The organism is Burkholderia paludis (assembly GCF_000732615.1).
Lineage (GTDB): Bacteria > Pseudomonadota > Gammaproteobacteria > Burkholderiales > Burkholderiaceae > Burkholderia > Burkholderia paludis.
In genome coordinates this window covers 36,808-61,729 of sequence record NZ_JPGL01000008.1, presented here as the reverse complement: position 1 = coordinate 61,729, position 24,922 = coordinate 36,808, and the positions used below count along the sequence as shown (strand labels likewise).

The following is a 24,922-nucleotide window of genomic DNA, read 5'->3' as shown; positions in this document are numbered from 1 at the left end:
AATCCGGACTGGAAACGGCGCGGCGACGCAACCCGATGAAACGCTCATCGAAAATGGCGCTTCGTCGGAAATATCCGGAAATTGAATCGCGAATTTCAGAAATTACAAAATTGAATAAGCATTACCAACCATTTGTTTTTAATGTGCGGCGGCAGTTGGAACCCCCTCTCGCGCACCATTTCAAACTGACTCTCCCTCTCTATTTCAGATGCGCAGCACATTCTTTAATTGACCGAATGGTCGGTCAATGCTGGTTTTTACCAGTGCATCATGCTTTCCCGATTTACGCGAACATTACGGCGTGGCGCAATCAACGGGAGCCGTCACGATATGCACGCTGAAGCCAAACATATGCACGGAGCGTCGATCGCCGCGCGAAACGTGAATCCGGAATCGAACCCGGTCGGCGCGTAGCTTGCCGCATATCGCCACCCCGCTCGGCCCGTCTGCTTCCGGGCAGTCGATCGAGACCGAACCGGAATGCGTGCCCGTCGCGAATGAAAATTTCCGGCTTGCGTACGATTTCCGCTTGTATTAATTTGAAGGCTTCCGGGTACCGCTGAATCCACCCTCCCCTGCATCGTTCGGTATAAACGACGCGGATGGCGAGGTGCATCGTGAATGCGAGCCGGTTTGCGTGGTTTCTCCTCGGACTGAGCGTGATTGCCGAAGTGCTCGGCACCATCGGGCTCAAGTTCTCGTCCGGCTTCACCCGTCTCTTCCCGTCGGTCGCCGCCGCCTGCTATGCCGGCGCCGTCTGGCTCATGTCCATCGCAACGTTGCACGTCGAGGTCGGCCTCGCCTACGCGGTCTGGGCCGGCGCGAGTACGGCCGCCACTGCCGGGCTCGGGATCCTGTTCTTCGGCGAGTCGCTTTCGGCGCTCAAGCTTTGCGGCCTCGCGATGGCCGCGGGGAGCCTCGTCCTGCTGAATCTCGGCGACGGTCCGTCCTGATGCGATCGCGTTTCGTTTTTCAACCGATCGTCGACGCACCCGTACCGGATATCCATTCAAGCCGCGATGACCAATGGCCATCGCTTTCAAATTCCACCAGGAGACTCGACATGAAATCGGAGAACACCTGGGCGTGCGCGCTGGTCTGCGTGACCGTACTCTGGGGCTGGTCGTTCGTCGCGATCCATGAATCCCTCGCGGCCGTCAGCGCATCGGCATTCAATGCGTATCGCTTCCTGATCGGCGCCGCGGCGATGTTCGTCGTGCTGATGCGCCGCTGGCGACACGTCGAGTGGCGCGCCGCGCGGCGAGGGATCCTGCCCGGCGTCGTCCTGTTCGGCGCATTCGCGTTCCAGACCGCCGGGATCGCCCGCACGACCGCGTCGAACGCAAGCTTCATCACGGGGCTCGCCGTCATCTTCGCGCCGGTGTTCGGCTTCTGGATGCTCCGGCTCCGGCCGAACCGGCAGCAGATGGCCGGCGCGGCGATCGCCGCCGTCGGGCTTGCCATGCTGACGATCCAGGATCTGGCGATCCACGTCGGCGATGCGCTCGTCCTCGGGTGCGCGGTCTTCACGGCGCTGCACATCGTCGTTCTGTCGAAGCGCAGCAAGGGGGCGGACGTCGAGCTGCTCGCGTTCGTTCAGGTGCTGGTGGTCGGCGTCCTGTCGCTGCTCTGGTCGCTGGCCTTTCGCGAGTTCTCCGTGCCCGCCGCCGCGCAGCCCGTCTGGACGGCCGTCATCGTCGGGATCGGGGGAACGGCGATCGGCTACTTCGTGCAGACCCGCGCGCAGGTCGAATCCGCGCCCGGCCGGATCGCGCTGATTCTCGTGCTCGAGCCGGTATTCGGCGGGCTCTTCGGCTACGTCCTCGGCGGCGACCGCCTGAGCCCGGTGAACTTCGCCGGTGCGGCGCTGATCGTCGTCGCGATGATCGTCACCGAATACCGGCCCCGCCTGCGCGCCGCCACGCATTGAGGCGGCCGCAAGACGCACTGTCCGGGTGGAGAAAATCGGCCGCGCACGATCCTGCCCGCGACGTGTGCCGCTTTGCGCGAATCAGTCGAATCGGTCGAATCGGCACGGCATCCGGACGGCGGGGCGACGCGCCACATCGCACCCTGCCGCAGCGCACGACGCGTTCACGAGTCGAGCGTGGTCATGCCCGACTGCAGGTAGTTCTGGATACCGACCTTCTGAATCAGTTCGAGCTGCGTTTCCAGCCAGTCGATGTGCGCCTCGGTATCGTCGAGGATGTTCTCGAGAATTTCGCGCGACACGTAATCCTGCACCGACTCGCAGTACGCGATCCCTTCCTTGCAGGTTGCCTGTGCCACCCGCTCGAGCTTCAGGTCGCATTCGAGAATCTCTTCCGTGTGTTCGCCGACGAGAAGCTTGTGCAGGTCCTGGAGATTCGGCAACCCGTCGAGCATGAAGATGCGCTCGATGAGCGCGTCCGCATGTTTCATCTCGCCGATCGATTCCTCATATTCATGCTTGCCCAGCTTGTCGAGCTGCCAATGGCGATACATGCGGGCGTGCAGGAAATACTGGTTGATCGCCGTCAGCTCGTTCTTGAGTTGCGCGTTCAGATATTCGATGACCTTCTTGTCGCCTTTCATCGCAGTTCTCCCGATCAACCCGTGCATGCGCACGACACTTCCAGAGCCTACAATAGTCGACGCCCGGTTCATCCGCAAACGACTTCTATGCGAAGCCGGCCGCTTCGCGGCGCACGACGATCCGATCCCGAAAAACGCGCGAAGCGGGCGCCCGAATCGTCGTGTAGTACGAATGATTTCGATTCCTGTTTCACACTCCCGATGACTGCCGTGGCCGCGCCCGTTCGTCGCGCGCGTGTCGCGCGCACACACGCTCACACGCGATCGGGCCGGCCGCCGGCTTCATGCAGCCGGATTCTGCGCACGCTGACGAACGCCGCGCCCCACACCGGCACCGCCAGCCCCCACGAGCAGGCGAACGCCGCACCGTAACCGAGCGTCGCCACGGCCATGCCGATCGCACCGGTGGCCACCGCGCTCCCTACGCTCTCGCAACACTGCATCGCGGTGAAATCCGCGCCGGGGCGCGCCGGCGACGCCCAGTTCATCAGCGTTGCCCAGATCGCCACATACATCGCGCCTTCGAACAGCGACTGCACGGCGAACGCAACATGGCAATGCAGCAGCGAGAACATGCCGCGCGTCTCGAGCATCCACGCCGCGCCGAGCGATACGCCGGCGCCGACGATCCCGACCTGCACCGCGCGCCGACACCCTAGGCGGCGCACGAGCGGCATGCCGAGCGCGACCGCGCCAAGCGCGACGCAGCAGAGGTTGCTCATCTGCAGCCGCCCGATCTCGTCGAGCGACAGCCCGCGATCGATCAGCCAGGGCTGGACGAGCGTCGATGTGGCCGTGCTGGCGAGCTTGAAGGTGCTCGCGAGCAACATGGCCCAGCCGAAGTCGCGGCCGCTCACGACATCGCGCAGCCTCACGCGCGGCGCGGCCGGGCCGGCGTCGGCGATGCCGCGCTTCGCGAAACCGGTATCGACGAACAGCAGCGGCAGGTCGATCAGCGCCATCGCGATCGCGAACGCCGTCATCGCGAACGTCCAGCCCGCCTGTGCGCTCAACACGAGCAGCCCGCCTCCGCCCGCCAGCATGCCGACGATGAAGCCGGCGACCTGGATCGCGTTCGCCGCGCCGGCCGCCCGCCCCTGCATCGTGCGCACCGCATACGCATTGGTGACGATGTCCTGCGTCGCGCAGAGCGCGTTCATCAGCACGACGAGCGTCAGCGACGCCGGCAGCGACACGGCCGGCGGAAACGGCACGAGCGCGGCGCAGACCGCGACAATCATGATCTGCGTGGTCCAGAGCACGCGCGGCAGGCCATGGCGTTCGCATGCGTTGTCGATGGCGGGCGCCCAGAGAAACTTGAGCGCCCACGGCACGAACGCCAGCCCGGTATAGCCGACGGCGGCCGCATCGTGGCCGCCCGCGCGGATCAGCACGGCCAGCGCGTGGTAAGCGAGCCCGATCGGCAGACCCTGCGCGACGTACATCAGCGCGAGCGCCAGATAATCGGCGCGTCGCGCGGTGTCGTTCGCCCGGCCGGCATCCACCCGGGCATCGGCAGCGGCGGCAATGGTATCGAGATCGGCTCGCATGTCAGAAATCCATCCCGACCCGCACGCCGACGACGCGCGGGTTGCCCGCGACGACGATGCCGTTCGCCAGCGCCCGCGTGACGTAATGCGCGTTCGCGAGGTTCTGGCCGTACACCCCGATGTTGTAGCGCCGCACGCGATAGGTCGCATGCGCATCGACGAGCACATAGGGGGCGTTGCCGAGCGTGCTGGTCGGCGCGAGATTCGTCGCGCCCTGCCGTACCGCGTTGACGCCGAGATCCCAGTGCCCGTCCGGCCGCCAGGTCGCGCCGAGGCCGACGCTCTGGCGCGGCGTGCTGGCGAACTGCCGGCCCGAGTAGTCGACGCCGCCCGCGGTGTAGTCGTCGTATTTCGCGTCGACGAGGCCGACGAACGCGCTGAGCTCGACCTGCCGCACGGGCCGCCAGCGACCCGACAGTTCGGCGCCGCGCGTATGCGAGCGCCGCGCATTCGACGTGACGGTCTGGCCGCTCAGGCTCGAGGTGACCTGCTGGTCGTGCATGAATGCATCGAACAGCGTCGCGCCGAGTTCCCACGCGTCGTCCGCGCCGCGCAGCCGGTAGCCGAGCTCGATGTAGTCGGAGGTGGCGGCGGCGTACGGCTGGCTCGCGTTGGCAGCCGAGGTCGCATAGGTGTTGAAGCCCGGCGCCAGATAGCCGCGCGCCAGCGTGAGCCAGCCGTAGTGCTGCGCGTTCGGCTCGAACTCGAGCGTCAGGCGCGGCAGCGCGGCGACGTGGTTGACGCTTGCGCCGTCGACGGTCGATACGCTGCCGAACGGCATGTCCGGCACCCCGTCGCCGTCGCTGTCGAACAGGCCGCCCTGCGTACTGCGCCAGTCGAGCGTCTGCCGGTCGTACTGAACCCGCAGCCCCGCCGCGATCCGCCACGCGGGCGCGATTCGCCAGCCCGCCTCGCCGTAGGTCGCCACGCTGTTGCCGCGCAGCGTCGCCGCGGTGCTGCTCAGATAGGCCGCGCCCATGTCGAACAGATAGGGCGCGTCGCGTCGCGTGAATTGTTCGGCCACGCCGACCGTCCAGTCGAAGCGGCCTTGCTTGCCGCTCAGCCTGGCGTCGCCGCCGAGCTGGCGCGTGACCATGTCGTAGCCGTTGCGCGCGCCGAACAGCGACACCGGCAGCCAGTAGTCCCACTGCATGCGGCTCGCGCCGAGCGTGACGGCCAGCCGGGTGCCGTTGCCGAACGTGCGGTCGTAGCTGGCGGACAGCAGCGTGTATTCGACGTCGTTCGTCCCCGTGTCGGTCGCGTTCGACTGATGTCGGCTCGCGAGGTCGGGCGACGTGAAGTAGTCGTTGCCGCCGCGCGACTTGCTCGTGTAAAGGCCGAAGCGCCAGACCCCGTCGGCCTCGTCGCGATGCAGCAGCTTCAGGTGCGCGAAGGTGCTGTTCCAGCCGGCGGTGTTGTCGCGGTTCAGCGTCGTGTTCTCCGTATAGCCGTTGCCGTGCTCGGCGCCGGCCGCGATGCGCAGCGCGGTCCGGTCGGTCAGCGGGATGTCGCCGCCGACGGTCGTGCGCGCGCGTCCGTACGACGAATAGTCGAGCGTGACGCTGGCGGCGGGCGCAGGGCCGGGGTCGCGCGACCGCAGGTTCACGAGGCCGCCGAACGCGTTCTGCGCGTACAGCGACTGCGGCCCGCGCAGTACCTGCACCTGCTCGACGTCGAACAGTTGCCCCACCGCGAGCCCGAACAACGGCACGCCGTCGACGAGCACCGGGATCGCCGTGCTGTCCGATTCGTCGGCGTCGACGCCGAGCCCGCGAATCGTCATGATCGGCGTGGTCTGCGTATAGCTCGTCATGTAGACGTTCGGCAAGCGCTCGGCGATCTGCCCGAGCGTATCGAGATGGCCGGCCTCGAGCGCATCGCCGTCCAGCGTGGAAACGCTTGCCGGCAACGTGAAGCCCGCCTGCTCGCCGGCGGGCCCGCCGCGGCTGCCGCGCACGGTCACGACGGGCAGCGTCGCCGCCGCATCGCTCGCGCCGCCGGCGGGCGCGGCCTGCGCACGCACGGATGGCGTGGCCGCGGCACACACGAACCCGGTGCAGGCGAGGCAAAGCGGCAGCCCGCGCCACGCAACGCGCACGGAAGCGCGGCGACGGCGGGCACGGAAAGCGCGGGAAAACAGGACGTCTGGCATGGCACGATGGCGGAAGGAGAAAGACGTAAATAGTAATTATTCTCATTTTCCGCACTACCCCGATCCGGTCGCCATTCCCCGAAATTGAACTATTTGGCGCAGCGCTGCAGATCGTGAACGATGCCCTTCCCGAGCGAATCGGGCGTGCGCCGACCCGTCTTGTCAATAAGAATGATTCTTATTATGATCATCCGCTGCTGTCGTCCCGCGAGTCGAACGCCCTGGCGCACGGGCGCGTTCGCGGCAAACGACAGTCCACGCAGACGGGGAGCATCAAGATGCATACGCTGAAATCGGGGGATTTCTTCAACGCCGGGGCCGCCCGCGCTGCAGCGCCGGCAGGCATTCACGTGAGGACGGTCGACCTCCAGCCGGGGCTGGCCGTGTCATGGGTCGCGTTCGACACGGCGCAATCGCTCGACGCGCTGACCGAGGAAGACGGCGCGCAGATCCACTTCAGCAGCCTGCTCGGCGGCAAGACCCGCGTGGCGTATGACGACCGCCAGCTCGACCTCGATCCGGACGTCGCGCTGGCCGCCTATTCGCCCGGCAAGCGGTTCCGGCTCGAATGCACGGCCGACTGCAGCAACATCGAATTGCGCATCGCGCGCCCGTTGCTCACGCAACTGGCCGGCGAGGATGCCGCACAGCTCGACATCGTCTCCGCGCGGCAGTTCGCGCTGCGGCGCAATCGCAACACGCTGCGGATCCGCGAGGCGGCAACCCGGCTCGGGCGCCTGCTGTCGGAAGCGCACGCGTCGCCGCTGCTGGTGCACGCGGCCGCGCTCGAGTTCCTCGCGTGGCACCTGCAGACGATGCAGCCCGAAACGCGCGAGGCCATCGCGCCGCGCGAGCGGCGGCAGCTCGTCGCCGCTCGCGACCGGCTGCTCAGCGATCTCAGCAATCCGCCGACCATCGAACAGCTCGCGCGCGAGACCGGCCTGAACCAGCTCAAGATCAAGCGCGGCTTCAAGGCGATGTTCGGCACCAGCGTCTATGCGCTGTTCCAGCGCGAGCGCATGGAACGGGCGCTGCATCTGCTGCAGCGCCACAGCGTTACCGAAACCGCCTCGATGCTCGGCTACAGCAACCTGAGCCACTTCAGCACCGCGTTCCGCAAGCAGTTCGGCATGCTGCCGCGCGAATCGCGTCGGCACGTGCTGGGCTGACCCACCCGCGTCCGCGCCGCGTCGCATGCGGTGCAGGCCTCGCGCGGCACACTTCCTTCCTCAGTCCCGTGCCGGCCGCGCCGCCTCCAGCGTCGGCGCGTCCGCATCGGACGGCCCGGCTCCCGCCGCCTGCTGTTCCCGCCAGAGCCGGGCATAAAGCCCGTCCTGTTCGAGCAGCGACGCATGCGTGCCGCGTTCGCCTATCCGGCCCGCGTCGAGCACGACGATCTGGTCGGCATGACGGATCGTCTGCAGCCGGTGCGCGATCACGATCACCGTGCGGCCCGCGACGAGCCGCGACAACGCCTGCTGGATCTCGTGCTGCGACTGCGGATCGACGGAAGCGGTCGCTTCGTCGAGCAACAGCACCGGCGCATCCTTCAGCAGCGCCCGTGCGATCGACAGCCGCTGGCGTTCGCCGCCCGACAGTTGCTGGCCGTTCTCGCCGATCCGCGTCTCGTAGCCGTCGGGCAGGCGCGCGACGAACGCATCGCACGAAGCCGCGCGGCAAGCGGCGATCACCTCGGCATCGCTCGCGCCGGGGCGGCCGATCCGCACGTTGTCGAGCACGCTGGCCTGGAACAGCTGCACCTCCTGGAACACGAAGCCAAGCTCGCGATAAAGCGCGTCGCTGCGCCATTCGCGCAGGTCGATGCCGCCGAGCATGATGCTGCCCGACTGCGGATCGTGAAACCGCGCGAGCAAATCCAGCGTCGTGCTCTTGCCGGCGCCCGACGGGCCGACGATCGCCGTCACGCTGTGTTCGGCCACCTCGAACGACAGGTCGTGCAATACGCGCGTCGCGCCATAGCCGAAACAGACGTCGCGATACGCGATCGCATGATGCGGCGGCGCCTCGGTGCGCGCGCCCTCTTCCAGCGCCGGGGTCGCGTGCAGCGCATGCAGCCGGCCTTCGCTCTGCACGAGCGCGCGCAGTTCGACCAGGCAAGCGGCCGCGTCCAGCAGCGGCTCGACGACCTTCCATGCCGTCAGCACGAACAGCAGCCAGACGGACGGTGTCAGCATGGCACGGTCGATCAGCGCGGTCGCCACGGCCAGCATCGCCAGCACGCCGCATTCGAGCAGCAGCCGGTACACCTGCACGGAACCGCCGCCCCACGCTTCCGCGCCGAGACTCGCCGCGCGCAGCCGCGCGAAACGATCGTCGAGGCGCGCCATCCAGTCGGCGGTGCGATTGAACAACCGCAGCGTGCGCAGCCCGCCGACGTACTCGACGATCAGCCCGCTCGTTTCCAGCCCGAGCCCCTGCTTGCGCGCGCCGTGCGCCAGAAAGAAGCGGTTCGCCGCGTTCAGCGCGGCGATCGCAACCGGCAGCGTCGCGAGCAACGCGACGGTCAGCCGCCAGTCGACGAGCGCGAGCCCGATCGCGAACAGCAGCGGCACCGACGCCGACGCGATCAGCTCGGCCGCCAGATGGGTGAAGACGTCCTCCATGCGCTTGACGTCGTCGGTGACGACCGCCGCGAGCCGGCCGATGCGCTGCTGCCCGAATACGCCGAGCGGAAGGCGGCGCAGGTGATCGACGAGCCGGCCGCGATAGGCGATCGTCAGCGCATAGCTGCCGAGGAATCCCGACATCTGGCCGAGCCACGAGAACAGCATCTGCCCGGCCAGCAGCAACGCGAGCCAGCCGAGCGGCACGGCCCAGACGCGCGCACCCGCGCCGAGGCCGGGACCGAACGGCGGCATCTGCGCGAGCCAGTACCAGCCAAGGAAGAACGGCGCGATCGCGAACCCGCGCTCGACGATACGCAGCGCGAAGCTCGTCGCGATCAGCGCCGGCGAGTGGCCGCTCGCGCGGATCATGCGGCGGCTTGCGTCGATGAAGTCAGCCATGCGCGCGCTCCGGCAGGGTCGCATGCACGCGCGCCGGTGCCGCGTTCGGTGCCGCACGCGTGCCGAGCGTCCACGCGTCGTCGTGCGATTGCGCATCCCACATGCGCCTGTAGCACGCGCAGTCGCGCAACAGCATGCCGTGCTCGCCGGCGCCCGCAACGCGGCCGGCGTCGAGCACGACGATGTGCGCCGCGTCGCGGATCGTGTAGAGACGATGGGCGATCACGATCAGCGTCTTGTCCGGGCAGCCGTCGCGCAGTGCGTCGAGGAAGCGTCGCTCGGTGCGGCTGTCGGCGAACGCCGTGCTCTCGTCGAGCACGAGCACCGGCGTGTCGGCCAGCAACGCCCGCGCGACGGCAAGCCGCTGGCGCTCGCCGCCCGACAGCCGCGCGCCGGCCTCGCCGAGATCGGTATGCCAGCCGTCGGGCAGCGCATCCACCAGCGCGTCGAGCTGGGCGATGCGCAGCGCGCGACGCGCATCGGCGTCGCTTGCGTCGGGGCGGCCGAGCCGCAGGTTGTCGAGCAGGCTGCCGCGAAACAGGAACGTGTCCTGCGAAACCACCGCGATCGCGGCCGCGCGCTGCGCATCGCCGAGCGACGAAAGCGGCACGCCGCCGATCCGGATCGCGCCGCCCTCCGGTTCGACGAGCCCGCCAAGCAGGCTCGCAACCGTCGACTTGCCCGCGCCCGACGGCCCGACGAGCGCCGTCATGCGCCCGGCCGGCGCGTCGAACGAGAGATCGTGCAGCACCGGCGCGGCGCCGTAGCCGAATCGCACCCGCTCGAACGTGACCGCATGGCCGGGCACCGCGACAGGCGCGCGCGCGACGGGCTCGCGCAGCGCGAGCAGCGGCTGCATGCGCGCGACGCAGGCCAGGATCTCGCGCATCTCGTGCTGCACGCGCATCAGCTTGAACAACGGCCTGAGCATGCCGCTGCCGAGCACGAGGGCGAGCAACAGGCCCGCGATGCCGATCTCGCCGCGCGCGGCCAGCCAGAGCCCGAGCGGCAGCAGCAGGACGAGGTTCGCGTTCAGCAGCACCATGAACACCGACCAGCCCGGCACGGTGCGCCGCGTCACGCGCCGCACGAGATCGTGATAGCGCCCGAGCCCCTCGCGCATCCGTGCGAACGAATGCGCATCCTGGCGGTAGGTTTTCATCACGCGCATGCCGCGCAGGTATTCGACAGACGCGCCGTTGAGATCGGCGACCGCGCGCTGGTAGTCGGCCATCAACGGCCCGAACCCGCGCATCGCGATCGCCTGGAACAGGATCGCAAGCGGCAGCGTCGCGACCGCCGCCGCCGCGAGCCGCCAGTCGATCGCGAGCAGCACGACGAACACGAGCGCCGGCGCGACGGTCGCGGCCGTCACCTCGACGAGATGGTGTGCGATGAACTGCTCGATGCGCCCGACATCCTGCATCAGGAGCTTGCCCAGCGCGCCCGATTCGTGACGCTGCAGCCAGACGAGCGGCGCGATCGCGAGCTGGCGCGCCAGACGCTGCCGCGTATCCATCAGGACGCGATAGGCGGCGCGGTGGCTCAGGTAGTAGGCGAATGAATGGAGCAGGTACTTGCCGAGCAGCGCGAGCGCGAAGCCGCCCAGCAGCGGCAGCCATGCGCCGCGTTCGCCGTCGAACAGCCGAACCGCCGATTCGCAGAGCAATGCACAAGGCACGAGGTCCAGCCCCGCCGCGCAGACGGCCAGCGCCATCGCCGCGACCAGGCTCGCCCGATGCCCGCGCAGCAAGCCCAGCAGCGTCGGCCACGGGCCGTCGTCACGTTCACGTGTCATCGGATCCCTCCACCGGATCTCGCGGACTGCCGTCGACGCCGCGCCATCGCGACTGCCTCGCCTTCCGCGTTCCGAAGGTTCTCCGCAACACCCGCTGCCCGCTACCCGAATCGGTAACGACGCTGCCCCGATGCGGACGATTTCCCTGCCCGCCGGCGCGACGAGCCGGTCATTGCCCCGGGATCGGGGGGATCAGTGCCTCGAGGTCGCTGCGCAGCCCGGTTGCGCCGTCGCCGCAATGCGTCAAGCCGAGCCGCGCAAACGCGACGGACGCCGCAACCTGCCCTTGAGCCTGCCGCAATCGCGCCAGCGCCAGCGCCATCCGGGCCATGGTCGCCGCGAACCCTGAAAAATCGTATCGTCCGTGCGCGAAATCGTCCGGCGTGACCGTGTTCATCGGCATATCCGGCGTCGCCAGCCGGTCGAGCAGCGGCCGGCCGGTCTCCACGTAGACCCGTGCGGCCGCCGACACTGCGGCGCGCAGGCTCTCGGCGGCAGGCGCATGGCTCCACCATTGATCCGCGCCGCGCTCGGCCAACCGCCGCCGGAACTCGCACAGCGACTCCGTCAATCGCTTCGGTTCCGGCGCATTGCCCAGGGCATCGGGAATCGCCAACGGCTGCAGCCCGAGATTGATGGCAAAACGCCCGCCCTCGCGCGCCCCCTGTATGTTGACGACCTGCACCCACGCGTTGCGCACGCGCCGGAAAGTGCGGCCGGAGCCGGCGAATCCGTCCGCGCGAAGCGATGGCGCGAGAGACTCGCGGATGACCGTGTCCAGTTTCAGTAGGTTGTCTTCATTCATCGGTGTTTCCCCCGGGACGTTGCTGGAAGATACCTGTCCGGCATTCGACGATGACCGCGCAGCCATTGCCGACGAACGAACGATCGCGCGGTCGCCTTTCACGCTCAGGACGAAACCTGCCCGGATCGCATTCGGAGGTCCCTTCGCGGGCGTGGATTCATGCGCCGGGCGTGTTTGCACATCGGCTCGTGGCACCCGGCATGCGTTGCTCGCAGCGGGCCCGGACACGCCATGCCGAATGCCGTTGCATTCGAACCGGACGATCCGCCGGCTCGCGCTCGTTCGCTACGCCGTTTCCTTCTCGTGCGGCTGCATGGCGCGCTGCCGGGCGACGCGCTTCATGTAGCGATCGGTCGCCAGCGCGACGACCAGCGCGGCCAGTTCGCACAGTCCGCCGATCATGCCGATGTCGGAGACGGAGCGGTACGCGACGATGAACGATCCGATGGCCGCGCCGAACGCGAAACCGAGATACGTGAACGACGAATTGAGAGACAGCGACACGGGCGCGACATCCATTCCGCCGATCGCGATCAGCTTGGCCTGCTGCGCGGGATTGAACGCCCAGCCGGCGGCGCCCCAGACCGCGATCGCGACGAGTATCGCGATACGCGCATACACCGGCTCGAGGTGCTGCGCGCTGAACGACAGGCTCTCGTACGACAGCATCATCGCGACCAGGCAGACGATCAGCACCTTCCGGCTGCCGAACCGGTCGATCGCGCGGCCGCTGATGAACACGCCGATCCCGGCGAACACGCCGTACAGCAGCAGCACGGCGCCGACCTGCGCGACGCCGAAGCCGGGTTGGCCCGTCAGGAACGGCGCGAGGTACGGATAGATGATCCAGATGCCCGCGGCCCACAACGCCGTGATCAGCAGCGTGACCAGAACGGCCGGCTGGCGCGCCACCGCGACGCGTTGCGCCAGGCTCGGCACCGCCGTGTTCGCCCCGATCGTGCGCGGCAACCCGAGCACCACGCCGAGCGTCACGATCGCGGACAGCACGCCGATGCCGGCGAACGTCGCCCGCCAGCCGAAGCGCTCGCCGATCCATGCGCCGAGCGGCACCCCGAGCGCCACCGCGATCGTGATCCCGCCGTGCACCGTCGCGAGCGCGCGGCCCCTGCGCTCCGGCGCGACCAGCGAGCTCGCCAGCGCATTCGCGCTCGGCATGTACAGCCCGGCCGACACGGCCAGCAACACGCGCGTGGCCAGCAAGGACAGATAGCCGGGCGACGCGCACGCGGCGAAGTTGGCGGCGGTGAAGCACAGCAGCGCGATGATGAGGAAGCGACGCCGGTTCACGCCGGCGCTCAGCGTCGTCAGGATCGGCGAGCTGATCGCATACGCGAGCGAGAATACGGTGACGAGCTGGCCCGCGGCCGCGAGGCTGACCGACAGGTCGTTCGCGATGATCGGCAACAGCCCGGCCAGCATGAAACCTTCGGTGCCAATCGCAAATGCGCCGAGCGCCAGACAGTAAAGCGCGGCATTGTGTTTCAGTTCGGCGGCAGACGCCATGACGTGTTCTCCAAACGAATCCAGCCGGACGTTGCGCCTGTCGATGCCGCGAACCGGATACGGGCAGGCACGCGGAGGGCGGCGGCTGCTCGAGCGGGAATGCGGCGCGTGCCGACTGCGCGGTACCGTCCCGAAGGCCCCCTCCATGCGGGATGGCATGCGAAGGGCGGGCCGTCTCCGGCGATTGATTGACTGAAGGCACCCCGACCACGTTCGCACGTGGCGACCCGGTGCCGGAGTGTCGACTATGTGGAAAACCGGCGGGCACCGACGGCGGGCAACGGACGCCATGCGCGCGCTACGCCGACCATGCCGCGATCGTGTCTCGATCGTTCCGGCCTGTCTTGACAGGTCGCCAGCCTAACACTGTCCTCGCCGTCGTGCGAGCGGGTCGCCGGAGTCGATTCGTCAAGTGCCCGCGGAAGAAAGACGGCCGAATTCCCCGAAAGCGGACATATCGCGCGAATTGGCCGCGAATCCTTCATTTACGATCTTTTTAAGTGACGTGTCGTCATGCCCGGATACGCCACAAGCCGCTCGGCCAATATATGATTCGTCACCAGCCAGCCGTCCATCAGATCGAACGAATGCCCAATTTCCCCCCCGATCTACGCCAGTGGTATTACTTCGTGGCCGTTGCCGAGGAACGGCATTTCGGCCGTGCGGCCGCGCGCCTCTCCATGACCCAGCCGCCGCTGTCGCAGGCCATCCGCTCGCTGGAGCGCGAGCTCGGCGTCGAGTTGTTTGCGCGCACGAAGCGCACGGTCGCGCTGACCGCGGTCGGCGAGGCGCTGCTGCCGGAGGTGCTCAAGCTGCTCGCCGCGGCCGAGGCGCTTCCCCCGCTCGCGCAGAGCCTCGCGCTCGGCGAGACGGGCAGGCTGTCGCTCGCGTTCGTCTCGATCGCCGATTACGGGCTGCTGCCTTCGCTGCTGCGCGAGTTCGGCACGCGCTATCCGCTGGTGCGGCTGCAACTGACCGAGGCGACGAGCGACGTGCAGATCGAGGAACTCGCCGCGGGCCACATCGACGCCGGCCTGATCATCCCGCCGGTGCCGCCGCGCTACGTGGCCGAGCTGTCGTACCTGCCGGTCCTGAACGAGCCGCTCGTGCTCGCGATGCCGACGGCCGTGTCGAACGCGCCCGAAGAGGTGCCGATTCACCTGAAGGACGTAGCGGCGCTGCCGCTCGTGATTTTTCCGCGCCGTCTCGCGCCGGGGTTCTACGACGCCATCATGGGCTGCTACAGCGCGGCCGGCGTGGTCCCGCGCATCGGCCAGGAAGCCATCCAGATGCAGACGATCGTCAGCCTCGTTTCGGCCGGCATGGGCGTCGCGCTGGTACCGCAATCGTTGCGCAACCTGCGACGCACGGGCGTCGTCTATCGGCCGCTGGTGCACGGCCCGTTCTTCGTGGAAACCGGCCTCGTGTGGCGCAAGGGCGATATCGGCCACGTGCTCGCCGGCTTCATCAACATCGTGCGGACACTCGCCCCCGCGTAATCCGGATGCACGGCGCGCGGGTGCCGTATTGCCGCGGCGATTTCCTCATCCGTCAGTCGCTGAACGAGCGACACGGGAATCGCGGCCGGGCGGCCGTGCAGCGTCGCGCATGCACCCGCCATTCTCCAGCAGCGAAATCGCGCTCCCTTTCGCCGCGAACGGCAACGGGAACGCGTAAGGCGCGCCGTCGCGATCGACACCGGCAGGCCGCGCGCCGTCAGGCAAGCGGCCGGCCGGCGCGATCCCGGGGTCGAGGCAGCACCCGGCCGGGCTCGCCGCAGGCCTGAAGCAGCGAGCCCGACCCGCCTGTCAGGCCTTCCCGTGCCCCTGCGAACCCGGGCCCGACGAGAATTCGCGCACGCCGTCGCGATTGATGCCGAAGCCGAGGCCCGGCGCGTCGGGCAACGCCAGCGTCCCGTTCTGCTCGGTCGGCAGGCCGGTAAACAGGTTCCGGCAGATCTCGACCGCGACGACGTGCCACTCGACCGAGCCGCCGTTCGCGAGCCCGCCGTGCAGATGCATGTTGTGGAACGGGAACGTGCCGCCGTTGTCGATCGGCACGCCGAACGCCTGCGCGAGCGCGGCCGCGCGCGCCGCCACGGTGAAGCCGCCGCACACGCATACGTTCGGCTGCAGGATGTCGACGGCGTCGTTGACGAGGAACTCCCGGAACCGGAACAACTGCCCCTCGCTCTGCCCGGTGGCGACCGGAATGCCGCCGCGCTTTCGCAGGTCGGCGAGCTTGACGGGGTCGTTGTCGGCGATCGGCTCCTCGAAGAAGCCGATGTTGCAATCGGCCACGCGCTCGGCGAGCCGCATCGCATGATAGTGATCGAGCCCGCAGTTCGCGTCGATGTAGATCTCGGCGGCGTCGCCCACCGCGTCGCGCACGGCGCGCACGCGCGCCACGTCGTCCGCGACGACCTGCTCGAGCGCCCGCCCTTCGTTGCGGCGCGCGAGCGCGTGATAGCCGACGATCATCTTGATGCGCCGGTGCCCGCCCGCGACGAGCGCGCGGGCGGCGTGCACGAGTTCCGCACGCTCGACCGACGCGAAGCCGAACGTCGTATAGAGCGGCACCACGGGGCGCGCGCCGCCGAGCATCTTCCACACCGGCATGCCGGCGATCTTGCCGATCGCATCCCAGACCGCGATGTCGATCGCGGAGATCGCGTGCCCCGCATAGCCGGTCTGCCCGCGCGGGCACAGCAGCCAGTACAGCTTGTCGAGAATGCGCTCGCGCTCGACGATGTTCATCCCGACCAGGTTCGGCGCGACGACGTGATCGATCGCGGCGGCCACGACGGCCTCGTCGGTGATCGCCGTGAAGCCGTGCCCGACCACGCCCTGCGACGTCTCGATCTCGACGATCACGCCCGACAGCCTGCCGGACATCCGGACGCCGGCGATCTCCGCGTCGCCGCGCGCGAACACCGGCGTCGCGGTGATTTTCACGATGGTGTGCTGCATGTCTTCTCCGTTATTTTTGAGGGTGACCACGGGACTACGTCCGGCCGCGCCGTCGCGCGGCATCACCGCCCTTCCGCGCGACGCAGCACGAACGTGAGCCCGATGCCGGTCAGCAGGCCCCAGAACGCGCCGCCGATGCCGAGGAACGCATGGCCGGCCATCGTCACGAGGAAGGTCAGGATCGCCGCTTCGCGCGTGTCCTTGTCGGTGAATGCGTTGAGCAGCGCGCCGCCGAGCGCGTTCATCAGCGCGAGGCCGGCGACGGCCTCGATGATGATCGGCGGCGCGACCGCGATGAACAGCGTCGCGGCGCTCGCCGCGAGCCCGTACACGACGTACGCGGCGCCGCAGACGATGCCGGCCCAGTAGCGCCGCGCCTCGTCGGGGCCGGCCTCGTCGCCCGCGCACAGCGCGGCGGTGATCGCGGCCAGCCCGATCGGCGGGCCGCCGAACGGCGCCGCGAGCAGGCTGCATACCCCGGTCGCCGTGAACAGCCGCGATGCTTCGGGCCGGTAGCCGTTGACGTTGAGCACCGCGACGCCGGGGATGTTCTGCGACGCCATCGTCACGATGAACAGCGGCACCGCGACGCTCACCATCGTCGACGCCGAGAACACCGGCCCGACAAGCGCGAGATGCGGCAGCATGCCGGCCGCGCCGATCCCGCCCGTCTTCGCGATGAACGCGATCGCGACCAGCGTCGCGATCGCCGCGCACGGCACCGCGAGGATCTTGCGGACCCGCATCATCACCACCCAGACGAGCAGGATCGGCGCGACGTACAGCGGATACTGCGCGAGCGCGTGCACCGGTGCGACGCAGAGGTTCAGGATGATCCCCGCGAGCATCGCGTTGGCGATCGGCAGCGGGATCCGCGAGATCGCCCGGCCGAGCGGCTTCCACATCCCGGCCAGCGTGAGCAGCACGCCGGTCAGCACCAGCGCGCCGACCGCGGCCGGATAGCCGCCCTTCACCGCGCCCAGGCCGAGCAGCAGCGCGGCGCCGGGCGTCGACCATGCGACGCTGACGGGCATCCGGGTCCGGTAGCTGAGCACGATGCCGGCCAGCCCCATCACGATCGAGACGGCCATCAGGCCGGACGCGGCCTGCGCGCGCGTCGCGCCGACGTTCGTCAGCGCGTTCACGATCAGCGTGAACGTCGACGCGAAGCCGACGAACGACGCCAGCAGGCCCGCGCCGGCCGCCCGCGCCGAGAAGCCGTGTTCGGTTTTCATTTCAGCAATACTGCTCATCTGTCCTCCGTGGGATGGATTCGATACGGCGGCGGCCGCGTCAGCGCGCGTCGTGCGTCGGCTCGCCGCATTCCTGGTTCAGCGTTCCCGCGTGATACGCGGCGAGGAACGCGTCGAAGTTGCCGATCTGCGTGCGCTCCAGGTCGGCCTGGCGACCCAGCGATTCGGCGGCCGTCGCGTCGAAGCGCGCCAGCACGTCGGCCGGCAACGGCCGTGCGCGGAACGCCTCGGTATGCGCGAGCGTCTGCCGCATCCCGAACGCGAAGCACGCGCCGCGCGGGTCGTCGCGCAGCGTGTGCAGCGCATCGAGCACGCGCGCCGACGGCGTCGCTTGCGGGTCGTCGAGCTTCACGTACTGCGCGTCGAGCGCGGCGGTCGTACGCGTGTCGCCACGCTGCAGATCCAGCACGCCGGCCGCCTCGTTGATGCGCGCGAGCAGTTCGTGCGCCCACGTGCGCAGCGCGACACGCTCGTCGCCGCGCTGCAGCTCGAGCCCCGGGCGCCGCCCTTCCCGCGCGACCGCCGCGAAGTTGCGCCGGCACGCGTCCTGCTCGGCGCCGGCCAGGCACGGGCTGTCGTCGAGCGCGCAGAACAGCAGGAACGCATCGACGAAGCGCAGCGTCGTCTCGGCGACGCCGTGCGGCGCGAACGGATCGATGTCGAGACAGCGCACCTCGACGTATTCGATGCCGCGGCTGCGCAGCGCATCGAGCGGCCGCTCGCCGCTGCGCACCGTGCGCTTCGGCCGGATCGACGCGTAGAACTCGTTCTCCATCTGCAGCAGGTGGGTACTGAGCTGCAGCCACTCGCCGTCGCGCTTCGCGCCGATCGCCTGGTACTCGGGGCACGGCTGCGCGACCGCGCGCGCGAGCCCTTCGAGGTACGCGGGCAGGTTGTCGAGACACGGCGCGAACGCGCCCTGCACGCGATTCTGGTAGCCGAGGTCGCTCATGCGCAGGCTCGTCGCATACGGCAGGTACAGCGTCTGCGCATCGAACATGTCGAGCCCGTGCCGGCCGCCCGCGACGAAACCCGCGCACAGCGCCGGCGACGCGCCGAACAGGTACGGCAGCAGCCAGCCATAGCGGTGGAAGTTGCGGATCAGCGCGAGATAGCCGGCCGAGCGCGCGTCGCGAACGTCGCGGCCGGACTGCTCGCATCCGTCGCGCACGTCGCGCAGCAGCGGCCACACGGCGTCGGCGAGCGAATGGTTGTAGTGGATCCCGGCGATGCACTGCATCGCCTTGCCGTAGCGGAACGCCAGCCCGCGCCGATACACGTGCTTGAGGATGCCGATGTTCGACGTGCCGTACCACGCGATCGGAATGCGCCGGTCGTCGTCGAGCGGGCACGGCATCGACTGGCTCCACAGCAGCTCGTCGCCGATCGCGTGGCACGCGAAGCGGTGCAGCTCGTCGAGCCGCTCGATCACGTCGGCCGCATCGTGCTGCGGCGGCGTCACGAATTCGAGCAACGGCTCCGCGTAGTCGGTGGTGATCGACGGGTGCGTGAGCGCCGCGCCGAGCGCGCGCGGGTGCTGCGTCAGCGCGAGCCGGCCGGCGGCATCGACGCGCAGCGTCTCGCGTTCGACGCCGCACAGCCCGTGGCCGAGCAGCGGCAGGTGCGCGGCATCGCTCAGTACGCCTAGCCGGCGGCGATACGGCGTCGTCATCCATGTATGTCTGCGTGAATCGTGGGTCATCGCGGTCTCCCGGTGCGAAGTCAGGCGAGATGCCGCTCAGTCGAGCGGGCTCTTCGGCCGCGGCAGGCCGATATGCTCGCGCAGCGTCGCGCCTTCGTAGCGCGTGCGGAACAGGCCGCGCCGCTGCAGCTCGGGCACCACCATCGTCACGAAGTCGTCGTAGCCGTCGGGCACCGTGTAGAACACGATGATGAAACCGTCGCAGGCCTCCGTCATCAGCCACTCTTCCATCTGGTCCGCAATCTCGGACGCGGTGCCGACCATCTCGCCGGTGCCGGATTCGGCCGCGCGCTTCGCCAGCTCCCGCACCGTCAGCCCCTCGCGGCGCGCGAGCGCCGCCCATTCGCGCTGGTTGCCCTGCCCCTGCTCGGTGTGCGGCAGCTCCGGCAGCGGCTTGTCGGGATCGAACTTCGAACAGTCGACGCCGAGCCGGATCGACAGGTTCGGGATGTTGCTGTCCACGTGCACGAGATCGTCCATGTAGCGCTTCTTCGCCAGCGCCTCCGCACGGGTGCGGCCGACGTACACCTGGTTGGCGGGCAGGATCTTCACGTGGTCGGGATTGCGCCCGGCCGCGACCGCGCGCGACTTCACGTCGCGATAGAACGCGCGGCCCGTCTCGATGCTGCGCGCGTTGCCGAACACGAGATCGGCCGACCGCGCGGCCATGTCGCGCGCCTCCTCCGACGCGCCCGCGAGCGCGATCACCGGCCAGCCCTGCACCGGCCGCGCGATGTTCAGCGGCCCCTTCACCGAGAAGAACTTGCCCTTGTGGTTGAGCGGCCGGATCCTGTCGAGATCGGAGAACACCCCCGCCTCCTTGTCCATCACGAGCGCGTGATCGGACCAGCCGTCCCACAGCCCCGTCACGACCTGGAAGAATTCCTCGGCGCGCTCGTAGCGTTCCGCGTGACGCAGCGCGGTCTCGAGCCCGAAATTGAGCGCGGCCTCCGGGTTGACCGTCGTCACGATGTTCCAGCCCGCGCGCCCGCCGCTCAGGTGATCGAGCGACGCGAAACGGCGCGCGAGCAGGTACGGATCCTCGTAGCTCGTCGTGCCGGTCGCGATCAGGCCGATGCGGTCGGTGCACGCGGCGATCGCCGACAGCATCACGAGCGGGTCGTACGACGTGATCGTGCCGCTGCGCTTGAGCGCGTTCGGCGGCATCGGCATCACCGCGAGATGGTCGGCGGTGAAGACCGCGTCGAAGCAGGCGTGCTCGAGCTTCTGCGCGAGCGACCGGATCACCGGCCAGTTGAAATTCGCGAGCGTCGGCGCGTTCGGATGCCGCCACCATGCCGTGTGCAGGCAGATGGGTCGCATGAATCCACCCAGGCAGAGTTGCTTCGTCATACGGGGTTCCTCGTCATTGGAAGACTGCGCAAAGCGTGCGGACCGCGCGTGGCCGGCCCGTCAGCGCGCGTCGTTGAAGCGGGCGAAGCCGGCCTCGAGATCGCCGATCAGGTCGTCGGCGTTCTCAAGACCGATGTGAAAGCGCACGCACGGGCCGCCCGGGTCCCAGTGCGATGCCGTGCGGTACGCGCTGCAGTCGAACGGCATCGCGAGGCTTTCGTAGCCGCCCCACGAATAGCCGAGCCCGAAATATTCGAGCCCCTCGAGCAGCGCGGCGACGGCCGGCGCGGGCGCCGGGCGCAGCACGACGGAGAACAGCCCCGTGGCGCCGCTGAAGTCGCGCGCCCACAGCGCATGGCCGGGATCGTCCTCGAGGGCCGGATAGCACACGCGCCGCACCTCGGGGCGCGCGGCGAGCCAGCGCGCGACGCGCAACGCGTTCGCCTGGTGCTCGCGAATCCGCACGCCGAGCGTGCGGATGCCGCGCAGCGCGAGAAACGCGTCGTCCGATCCGATGCACTGCCCGGTGTCGCGCTGGTACTGCTCGAGCGCCGGCAACGCGCGCGCGGACGCCGACACCATGCCGATCATCACGTCGGCATGACCGGCCAGGTACTTGGTGCCGGCCTGGATCACCAGATCCGCGCCGTGCGCGAACGCATCGAAGAACAGCGGCGTCGCCCACGTGTTGTCGAACAGCACCATCAGCCCGCGGTCGTGCGCGAGCGCGGCGAGCGCCGGCACGTCGCACATCTCCATGCTCTGCGACGCGGGCGCCTCGAGATACAGCGCCCGCGTGTTCGGCCGGATCAGCGCGGCGAGCGCGTCGACCGACGCGCACGGCGCGAAGTAGGTCGTCTCGATGCCCGCGCGCCGCAGCACGCCGTCGCACAGCTGCCGCGCGGGCTTGTAGACCGCGTCGGTCATCAGCAGGTGGTCGCCCGCCGACAGGCACGACGACAGCGCGGTCGTGATCGCCGCGAGCCCGGACGGGCACAGCACGACGCCCGCGCCATGATCGAGCGCGCGCACCGCGTCCTGCAGCGCGGCCGTGGTCGGCGTGCCGCGCCGGCCATATACATACGGCTGCGTGTAGCCGAGCAGGTCGGCCACGCTCGGCGCGAGCACCGTCGAGCCGCGATACACCGGCGGATTGACGAAGCCGTGATGCGCGGCCGGCGCGCGGCCGCCCGTGACGAGCACGGTGTCGACCTGCGCGTCGGCCGCCGGACGGTTCGGGGCGGGCCGCATGGTCAGCCCTTCACGATCCGCACGGCGCCGCGCGCGGCGCTCGTGGTCATCGCCGCATACGCGCGCAGCGCGCCCGACACGCGGCGCTGCCGCTTCTCCGGCTGCCACGCGCGCTCGCCGCGCTCTTCCATCGCCGCGCGGCGGCGCCGCAGTTCGTCGTCGGAGACCAGCACGTTGATCGAGCGGTTCGGGATGTCGATCTCGATCGCGTCGCCGTTCTCGATCAGCCCGATCTCGCCGCCCTCCGCCGCCTCGGGCGACACGTGCCCGATCGACAGCCCCGACGAACCGCCGGAGAAGCGGCCGTCAGTGATCAGCGCGCACTGCTTCGCGAGCCCCTTCGATTTCAGGTAGCTGGTCGGATAGAGCATCTCCTGCATGCCCGGCCCGCCGCGCGGCCCCTCGTAGCGGACGATCACGATGTCGCCCGGGCCGACCGCGCCGCCGAGGATGCCCTCGACCGCTTCCTCCTGCCCTTCGAACACGCGCGCGGTGCCGGTGAACTTCAGCATCCCGCCGTCGACGCCCGCGGTCTTCACGATGCAGCCGTCGCGCGCGATGTTGCCGAACAGCACCGCGAGCCCGCCGTCGCGCGAGAACGCGTGCTCGGCATCGCGGATGCAGCCGGTCTTGCGGTCGATATCGAGTTCGTCGTAGCGGTTTTCCTGGCTGAACGCGACGTGCGAGCGCACGCCGCCCGGCGCGGCCCGATAGAAGCGCGACACGGAATCGACGCGATTGCGCATCACGTCCCACCGGGCGAGCGCGTGCGCGACGCTCGGCGCATGGACGGTCGGCAGCGTCGTATTCAGCAGCCCCGCGCGATCGAGCTCGCCCATGATCCCGATCACGCCGCCGGCGCGGTGCACGTCTTCCATGTGCACGTCCTGCACGGACGGCGCGACCTTGCACAGCACCGGCACGCGGCGCGACAGCCGGTCGATGTCGGCCATCGTGAACTGCACCTCGCCTTCGTGCGCGGCCGCCAGCAGATGCAGCACCGTGTTGGTCGAGCCGCCCATCGCGATGTCGAGCGTCATCGCGTTCTCGAACGCGTCGCGCGTGGCGATCGAGCGCGGCAGCACGCTCGCGTCGTCCTGCTCGTAGTAGCGGCGCGCGAGATCGACGATCACGCGCCCGGCCTCGAGGAACAGGCGCTTGCGATCGGCATGCGTCGCCAGCACCGAGCCGTTGCCCGGCAGCGCGAGCCCGAGCGCCTCGGCGAGGCAGTTCATCGAGTTCGCGGTGAACATCCCGGAGCACGAGCCGCAGGTCGGGCACGCGACGTTCTCGACCGCGCGCACCTCGTCGTCCGTCACCTGCGAGTCGGCGGCCACCACCATCGCGTCGATCAGGTCGAACGCGCGGCGCTTGCCGCGGAACGTCAGCTTGCCGGATTCCATCGGGCCGCCCGACACGAAGATCACCGGGATGTTCAGGCGCATCGCGGCCATCAGCATCCCCGGCGTGATCTTGTCGCAGTTCGAGATGCACACCATCGCGTCCGCGCAGTGCGCGTTCACCATGTATTCGACCGAGTCGGCGATCAGCTCGCGCGACGGCAGGCTGTACAGCATGCCGTCGTGGCCCATCGCGATGCCGTCGTCGATCGCGATCGTGTTGAATTCCTTCGCGACCGCGCCGGCCGCCTCGATCTCGCGCGCGACGAGCTGGCCGAGATCCTTCAGGTGCACGTGGCCGGGCACGAACTGGGTAAACGAATTGACGACCGCGATGATCGGCTTGTCGAAATCGGCGTCGGTCATCCCGGTGGCGCGCCACAGGCTGCGCGCGCCCGCCATGTTGCGGCCGTGGGTGGAAGTGCGTGAACGATAGGTAGGCATCGTGATCCTCTGTAAATTCGGTTCAAAAAGACGGGTGGGCAACCGTCAGTGCGGCCGCCCGGCCACACCCCAGTTGTTGTCGTTCTTCGCGAGCGTCGGCAGCACGAACGACAGGATCTTTCTCCGGTCGAGATCGGACGACACGCTGAGCTTGTATTCGAGCGCGGTCAGCTTGATCACGATGGACCTGAGCGCCTGGGTCAGACGTTCATAGCCCCCTTCGAAATAGAGCGTGCCGCCACGCTGCGCGATAACGCCGTGGCGGGACAGGTAATGAAACAGCGCGACCGACGAGCGCGCGTCGTAGTTGTCGAGCGGCGGCGCCTGCAGCGGATAGCGGATCAGGCGCTCGGCCAGGATGTACTGGATCGATGCACGCAGCACGCGGTCGTCCGAGCGCATCCGGAACAGCGCGAGGATCGACAGGATGTCCACGCGCAGTTCCTCCGCGCCCGCGCCGTTGCGCGTGCTTTTCGCATCGAGGTTCTCCGGGATCGGCAGGAAGCCGGTGCGATGGTGGAATTCGTGCAGGTGGACCCAGATCGCGCTCGCCTGCGTGAGCAGCGCGTCGTCCGCCGCGAGCAGGTCGGGAAACGCGGTCGGCGACCAGCTGGCCTCGATCGCCGGGCGCGTGTAGCGCTTGAAGCGCTCGACGAACTTGTCGATGAAGTAGTACGCCTTGTGATAGGCGTGCAGGTCCGCGTCGATGAAGTTCTCGCCGAACACCGCGACCGCGAGCGGATTGCGGAAGCCGTCCGTGCACATGCGGATCTGCACCGGCAGCGCGTTGCCGTCCGGCGCGATCGCGAGCACGCTCGGCGGAATCGGCACGGGTGCGATCGCGGCCGCCTCGAGGAACGCATCGGCGTTGTACGGCACGTCGAAGAACCCGAGGATGAAGCTCGGGTCCACCGAGTACGTGAGGTCCAGCAGGCGCCCCGACGCGAGGCAGCGGTTCTCCAGCGTCACCAGCAGCGCGCGCACGTGCGGGTTGTCGGCATAGTCGCCGAGATGCGCACGGGCGCATTGCGCGATACGCGCGACGTCGGTGCGAAAGCCGCCCGCGAGAATCTCGCTGCGGCAACGATTGGTGGCTTGTACGATTTCACGTTTCATGTCGG

18 protein-coding genes are annotated in these 24,922 nt (G+C 68.8%); 4 read left to right on the top strand and 14 right to left on the bottom strand.

Features of this window, described 5'->3' with window-relative positions; translation table 11 throughout:
- Window positions 1-617 precede the first annotated feature (617 nt).
- Both GQ56_RS0105415 and GQ56_RS0105410 read left to right on the top strand, forming a co-directional pair.
- Window positions 618-953: a DMT family transporter gene (locus tag GQ56_RS0105415; protein WP_052007197.1), complete on the top strand. Its 336-nt coding sequence runs from the start codon at window positions 618-620 to the stop codon at window positions 951-953.
- 110 nt (window positions 954-1,063) lie between these two features.
- A complete protein-coding gene (locus GQ56_RS0105410; protein ID WP_031397679.1) occupies window positions 1,064-1,930 on the top strand; it encodes a DMT family transporter in 867 nt (288 codons plus the stop codon).
- Window positions 1,931-2,094: 164 nt separating this feature from the next.
- Here the strand turns inward: GQ56_RS0105410 and bfr are convergent, their stop codons facing one another.
- From bfr to GQ56_RS0105395, 3 genes are all read right to left on the bottom strand, one after another.
- Window positions 2,095-2,574 (bottom strand): bacterioferritin, encoded by a 480-nt coding sequence (gene bfr, locus GQ56_RS0105405; protein WP_031397678.1) that lies wholly within the window; start codon window positions 2,572-2,574, stop codon window positions 2,095-2,097.
- Between the two features lie 254 nt (window positions 2,575-2,828).
- Window positions 2,829-4,124, bottom strand: a complete 1,296-nt coding sequence (locus GQ56_RS0105400; protein ID WP_052007179.1) for an MFS transporter — start codon at window positions 4,122-4,124, stop codon at window positions 2,829-2,831.
- Window position 4,125: 1 nt separating this feature from the next.
- Window positions 4,126-6,147: a TonB-dependent receptor gene (locus GQ56_RS0105395; RefSeq protein ID WP_052007178.1), complete on the bottom strand. Its 2,022-nt coding sequence runs from the start codon at window positions 6,145-6,147 to the stop codon at window positions 4,126-4,128.
- Between the two features lie 407 nt (window positions 6,148-6,554).
- On the opposite strand from GQ56_RS0105395, the gene GQ56_RS0105385 reads away from it, so the two are divergent.
- Window positions 6,555-7,445: an AraC family transcriptional regulator gene (locus GQ56_RS0105385; protein WP_031397675.1), complete on the top strand. Its 891-nt coding sequence runs from the start codon at window positions 6,555-6,557 to the stop codon at window positions 7,443-7,445.
- A gap of 60 nt (window positions 7,446-7,505) precedes the next feature.
- On the opposite strand, the gene GQ56_RS0105380 is transcribed toward GQ56_RS0105385, so the two are convergent.
- From GQ56_RS0105380 to GQ56_RS0105365, 4 genes are all read right to left on the bottom strand, one after another.
- Complete coding sequence (locus GQ56_RS0105380; protein WP_052007177.1) at window positions 7,506-9,302, bottom strand: ABC transporter ATP-binding protein; 1,797 nt, start codon at window positions 9,300-9,302, stop codon at window positions 7,506-7,508.
- Complete coding sequence (locus GQ56_RS0105375; protein WP_063962844.1) at window positions 9,295-11,100, bottom strand: ABC transporter ATP-binding protein; 1,806 nt, start codon at window positions 11,098-11,100, stop codon at window positions 9,295-9,297. Before GQ56_RS0105375 ends, GQ56_RS0105380 begins: the two co-directional genes overlap by 8 nt.
- Window positions 11,101-11,269: 169 nt before the next feature.
- The gene (locus GQ56_RS0105370) at window positions 11,270-11,905 is read right to left on the bottom strand and encodes a DUF4304 domain-containing protein (RefSeq protein ID WP_031397672.1); all 636 of its coding nucleotides are present in this window, start codon (window positions 11,903-11,905) and stop codon (window positions 11,270-11,272) included.
- Window positions 11,906-12,190: 285 nt separating this feature from the next.
- Window positions 12,191-13,429 carry an MFS transporter gene (locus tag GQ56_RS0105365; RefSeq protein ID WP_034198812.1) on the bottom strand — a complete coding sequence of 413 codons (1,239 nt, stop codon included), beginning with the start codon at window positions 13,427-13,429 and terminating at the stop codon, window positions 12,191-12,193.
- A gap of 587 nt (window positions 13,430-14,016) precedes the next feature.
- On the opposite strand from GQ56_RS0105365, the gene GQ56_RS0105360 reads away from it, so the two are divergent.
- Window positions 14,017-14,928, top strand: coding sequence for a LysR family transcriptional regulator (locus GQ56_RS0105360; protein WP_031397670.1), 912 nt, complete (start codon window positions 14,017-14,019; stop codon window positions 14,926-14,928).
- Window positions 14,929-15,237: 309 nt separating this feature from the next.
- On the opposite strand, the gene GQ56_RS0105355 is transcribed toward GQ56_RS0105360, so the two are convergent.
- The 7 genes from GQ56_RS0105355 to GQ56_RS0105325 form a co-directional block, all read right to left on the bottom strand.
- The gene (locus tag GQ56_RS0105355; protein WP_031397669.1) at window positions 15,238-16,398 is read right to left on the bottom strand and encodes a mandelate racemase/muconate lactonizing enzyme family protein; all 1,161 of its coding nucleotides are present in this window, start codon (window positions 16,396-16,398) and stop codon (window positions 15,238-15,240) included.
- 62 nt (window positions 16,399-16,460) lie between these two features.
- Window positions 16,461-17,651 carry a benzoate/H(+) symporter BenE family transporter gene (locus GQ56_RS0105350; protein ID WP_043301140.1) on the bottom strand — a complete coding sequence of 397 codons (1,191 nt, stop codon included), beginning with the start codon at window positions 17,649-17,651 and terminating at the stop codon, window positions 16,461-16,463.
- A 40-nt stretch (window positions 17,652-17,691) separates the two neighbouring features.
- On the bottom strand, window positions 17,692-19,323 hold the full coding sequence (gene gshA, locus GQ56_RS0105345) for a glutamate--cysteine ligase (RefSeq protein WP_031397667.1): 1,632 nt from the start codon (window positions 19,321-19,323) through the stop codon (window positions 17,692-17,694).
- Window positions 19,324-19,389: 66 nt separating this feature from the next.
- The gene (locus GQ56_RS0105340) at window positions 19,390-20,706 is read right to left on the bottom strand and encodes an LLM class flavin-dependent oxidoreductase (RefSeq protein WP_031397666.1); all 1,317 of its coding nucleotides are present in this window, start codon (window positions 20,704-20,706) and stop codon (window positions 19,390-19,392) included.
- Between the two features lie 60 nt (window positions 20,707-20,766).
- Entirely contained in the window at window positions 20,767-21,957 is a 1,191-nt protein-coding gene (gene metC, locus GQ56_RS0105335) for a cystathionine beta-lyase (protein ID WP_031397665.1), read from the bottom strand.
- A 2-nt stretch (window positions 21,958-21,959) separates the two neighbouring features.
- Window positions 21,960-23,801, bottom strand: coding sequence for a dihydroxy-acid dehydratase (ilvD, locus tag GQ56_RS0105330; RefSeq protein ID WP_031397664.1), 1,842 nt, complete (start codon window positions 23,799-23,801; stop codon window positions 21,960-21,962).
- Window positions 23,802-23,846: 45 nt separating this feature from the next.
- The gene (locus tag GQ56_RS0105325) at window positions 23,847-24,917 is read right to left on the bottom strand and encodes a DUF6421 family protein (RefSeq protein ID WP_031397663.1); all 1,071 of its coding nucleotides are present in this window, start codon (window positions 24,915-24,917) and stop codon (window positions 23,847-23,849) included.
- Window positions 24,918-24,922 lie beyond the last annotated feature (5 nt).

Coding starts and splice junctions, on each gene's coding strand:
- GQ56_RS0105410 (WP_031397679.1), top strand. CDS start 1,064: ATGAAATCGGAGAACACCTGGGCGTGCGCGCTGGTCTGCGTGACCGTA.
- bfr (WP_031397678.1), bottom strand. CDS start 2,574: ATGAAAGGCGACAAGAAGGTCATCGAATATCTGAACGCGCAACTCAAG.
- GQ56_RS0105400 (WP_052007179.1), bottom strand. CDS start 4,124: ATGCGAGCCGATCTCGATACCATTGCCGCCGCTGCCGATGCCCGGGTG.
- GQ56_RS0105385 (WP_031397675.1), top strand. CDS start 6,555: ATGCATACGCTGAAATCGGGGGATTTCTTCAACGCCGGGGCCGCCCGC.
- GQ56_RS0105380 (WP_052007177.1), bottom strand. CDS start 9,302: ATGGCTGACTTCATCGACGCAAGCCGCCGCATGATCCGCGCGAGCGGC.
- GQ56_RS0105375 (WP_063962844.1), bottom strand. CDS start 11,100: ATGACACGTGAACGTGACGACGGCCCGTGGCCGACGCTGCTGGGCTTG.
- GQ56_RS0105370 (WP_031397672.1), bottom strand. CDS start 11,905: ATGAATGAAGACAACCTACTGAAACTGGACACGGTCATCCGCGAGTCT.
- GQ56_RS0105365 (WP_034198812.1), bottom strand. CDS start 13,429: ATGGCGTCTGCCGCCGAACTGAAACACAATGCCGCGCTTTACTGTCTG.
- GQ56_RS0105360 (WP_031397670.1), top strand. CDS start 14,017: ATGCCCAATTTCCCCCCCGATCTACGCCAGTGGTATTACTTCGTGGCC.
- GQ56_RS0105355 (WP_031397669.1), bottom strand. CDS start 16,398: ATGCAGCACACCATCGTGAAAATCACCGCGACGCCGGTGTTCGCGCGC.
- GQ56_RS0105350 (WP_043301140.1), bottom strand. CDS start 17,651: ATGAGCAGTATTGCTGAAATGAAAACCGAACACGGCTTCTCGGCGCGG.
- gshA (WP_031397667.1), bottom strand. CDS start 19,323: ATGACGACGCCGTATCGCCGCCGGCTAGGCGTACTGAGCGATGCCGCG.
- GQ56_RS0105340 (WP_031397666.1), bottom strand. CDS start 20,706: ATGACGAAGCAACTCTGCCTGGGTGGATTCATGCGACCCATCTGCCTG.
- metC (WP_031397665.1), bottom strand. CDS start 21,957: ATGCGGCCCGCCCCGAACCGTCCGGCGGCCGACGCGCAGGTCGACACC.
- ilvD (WP_031397664.1), bottom strand. CDS start 23,801: ATGCCTACCTATCGTTCACGCACTTCCACCCACGGCCGCAACATGGCG.
- GQ56_RS0105325 (WP_031397663.1), bottom strand. CDS start 24,917: ATGAAACGTGAAATCGTACAAGCCACCAATCGTTGCCGCAGCGAGATT.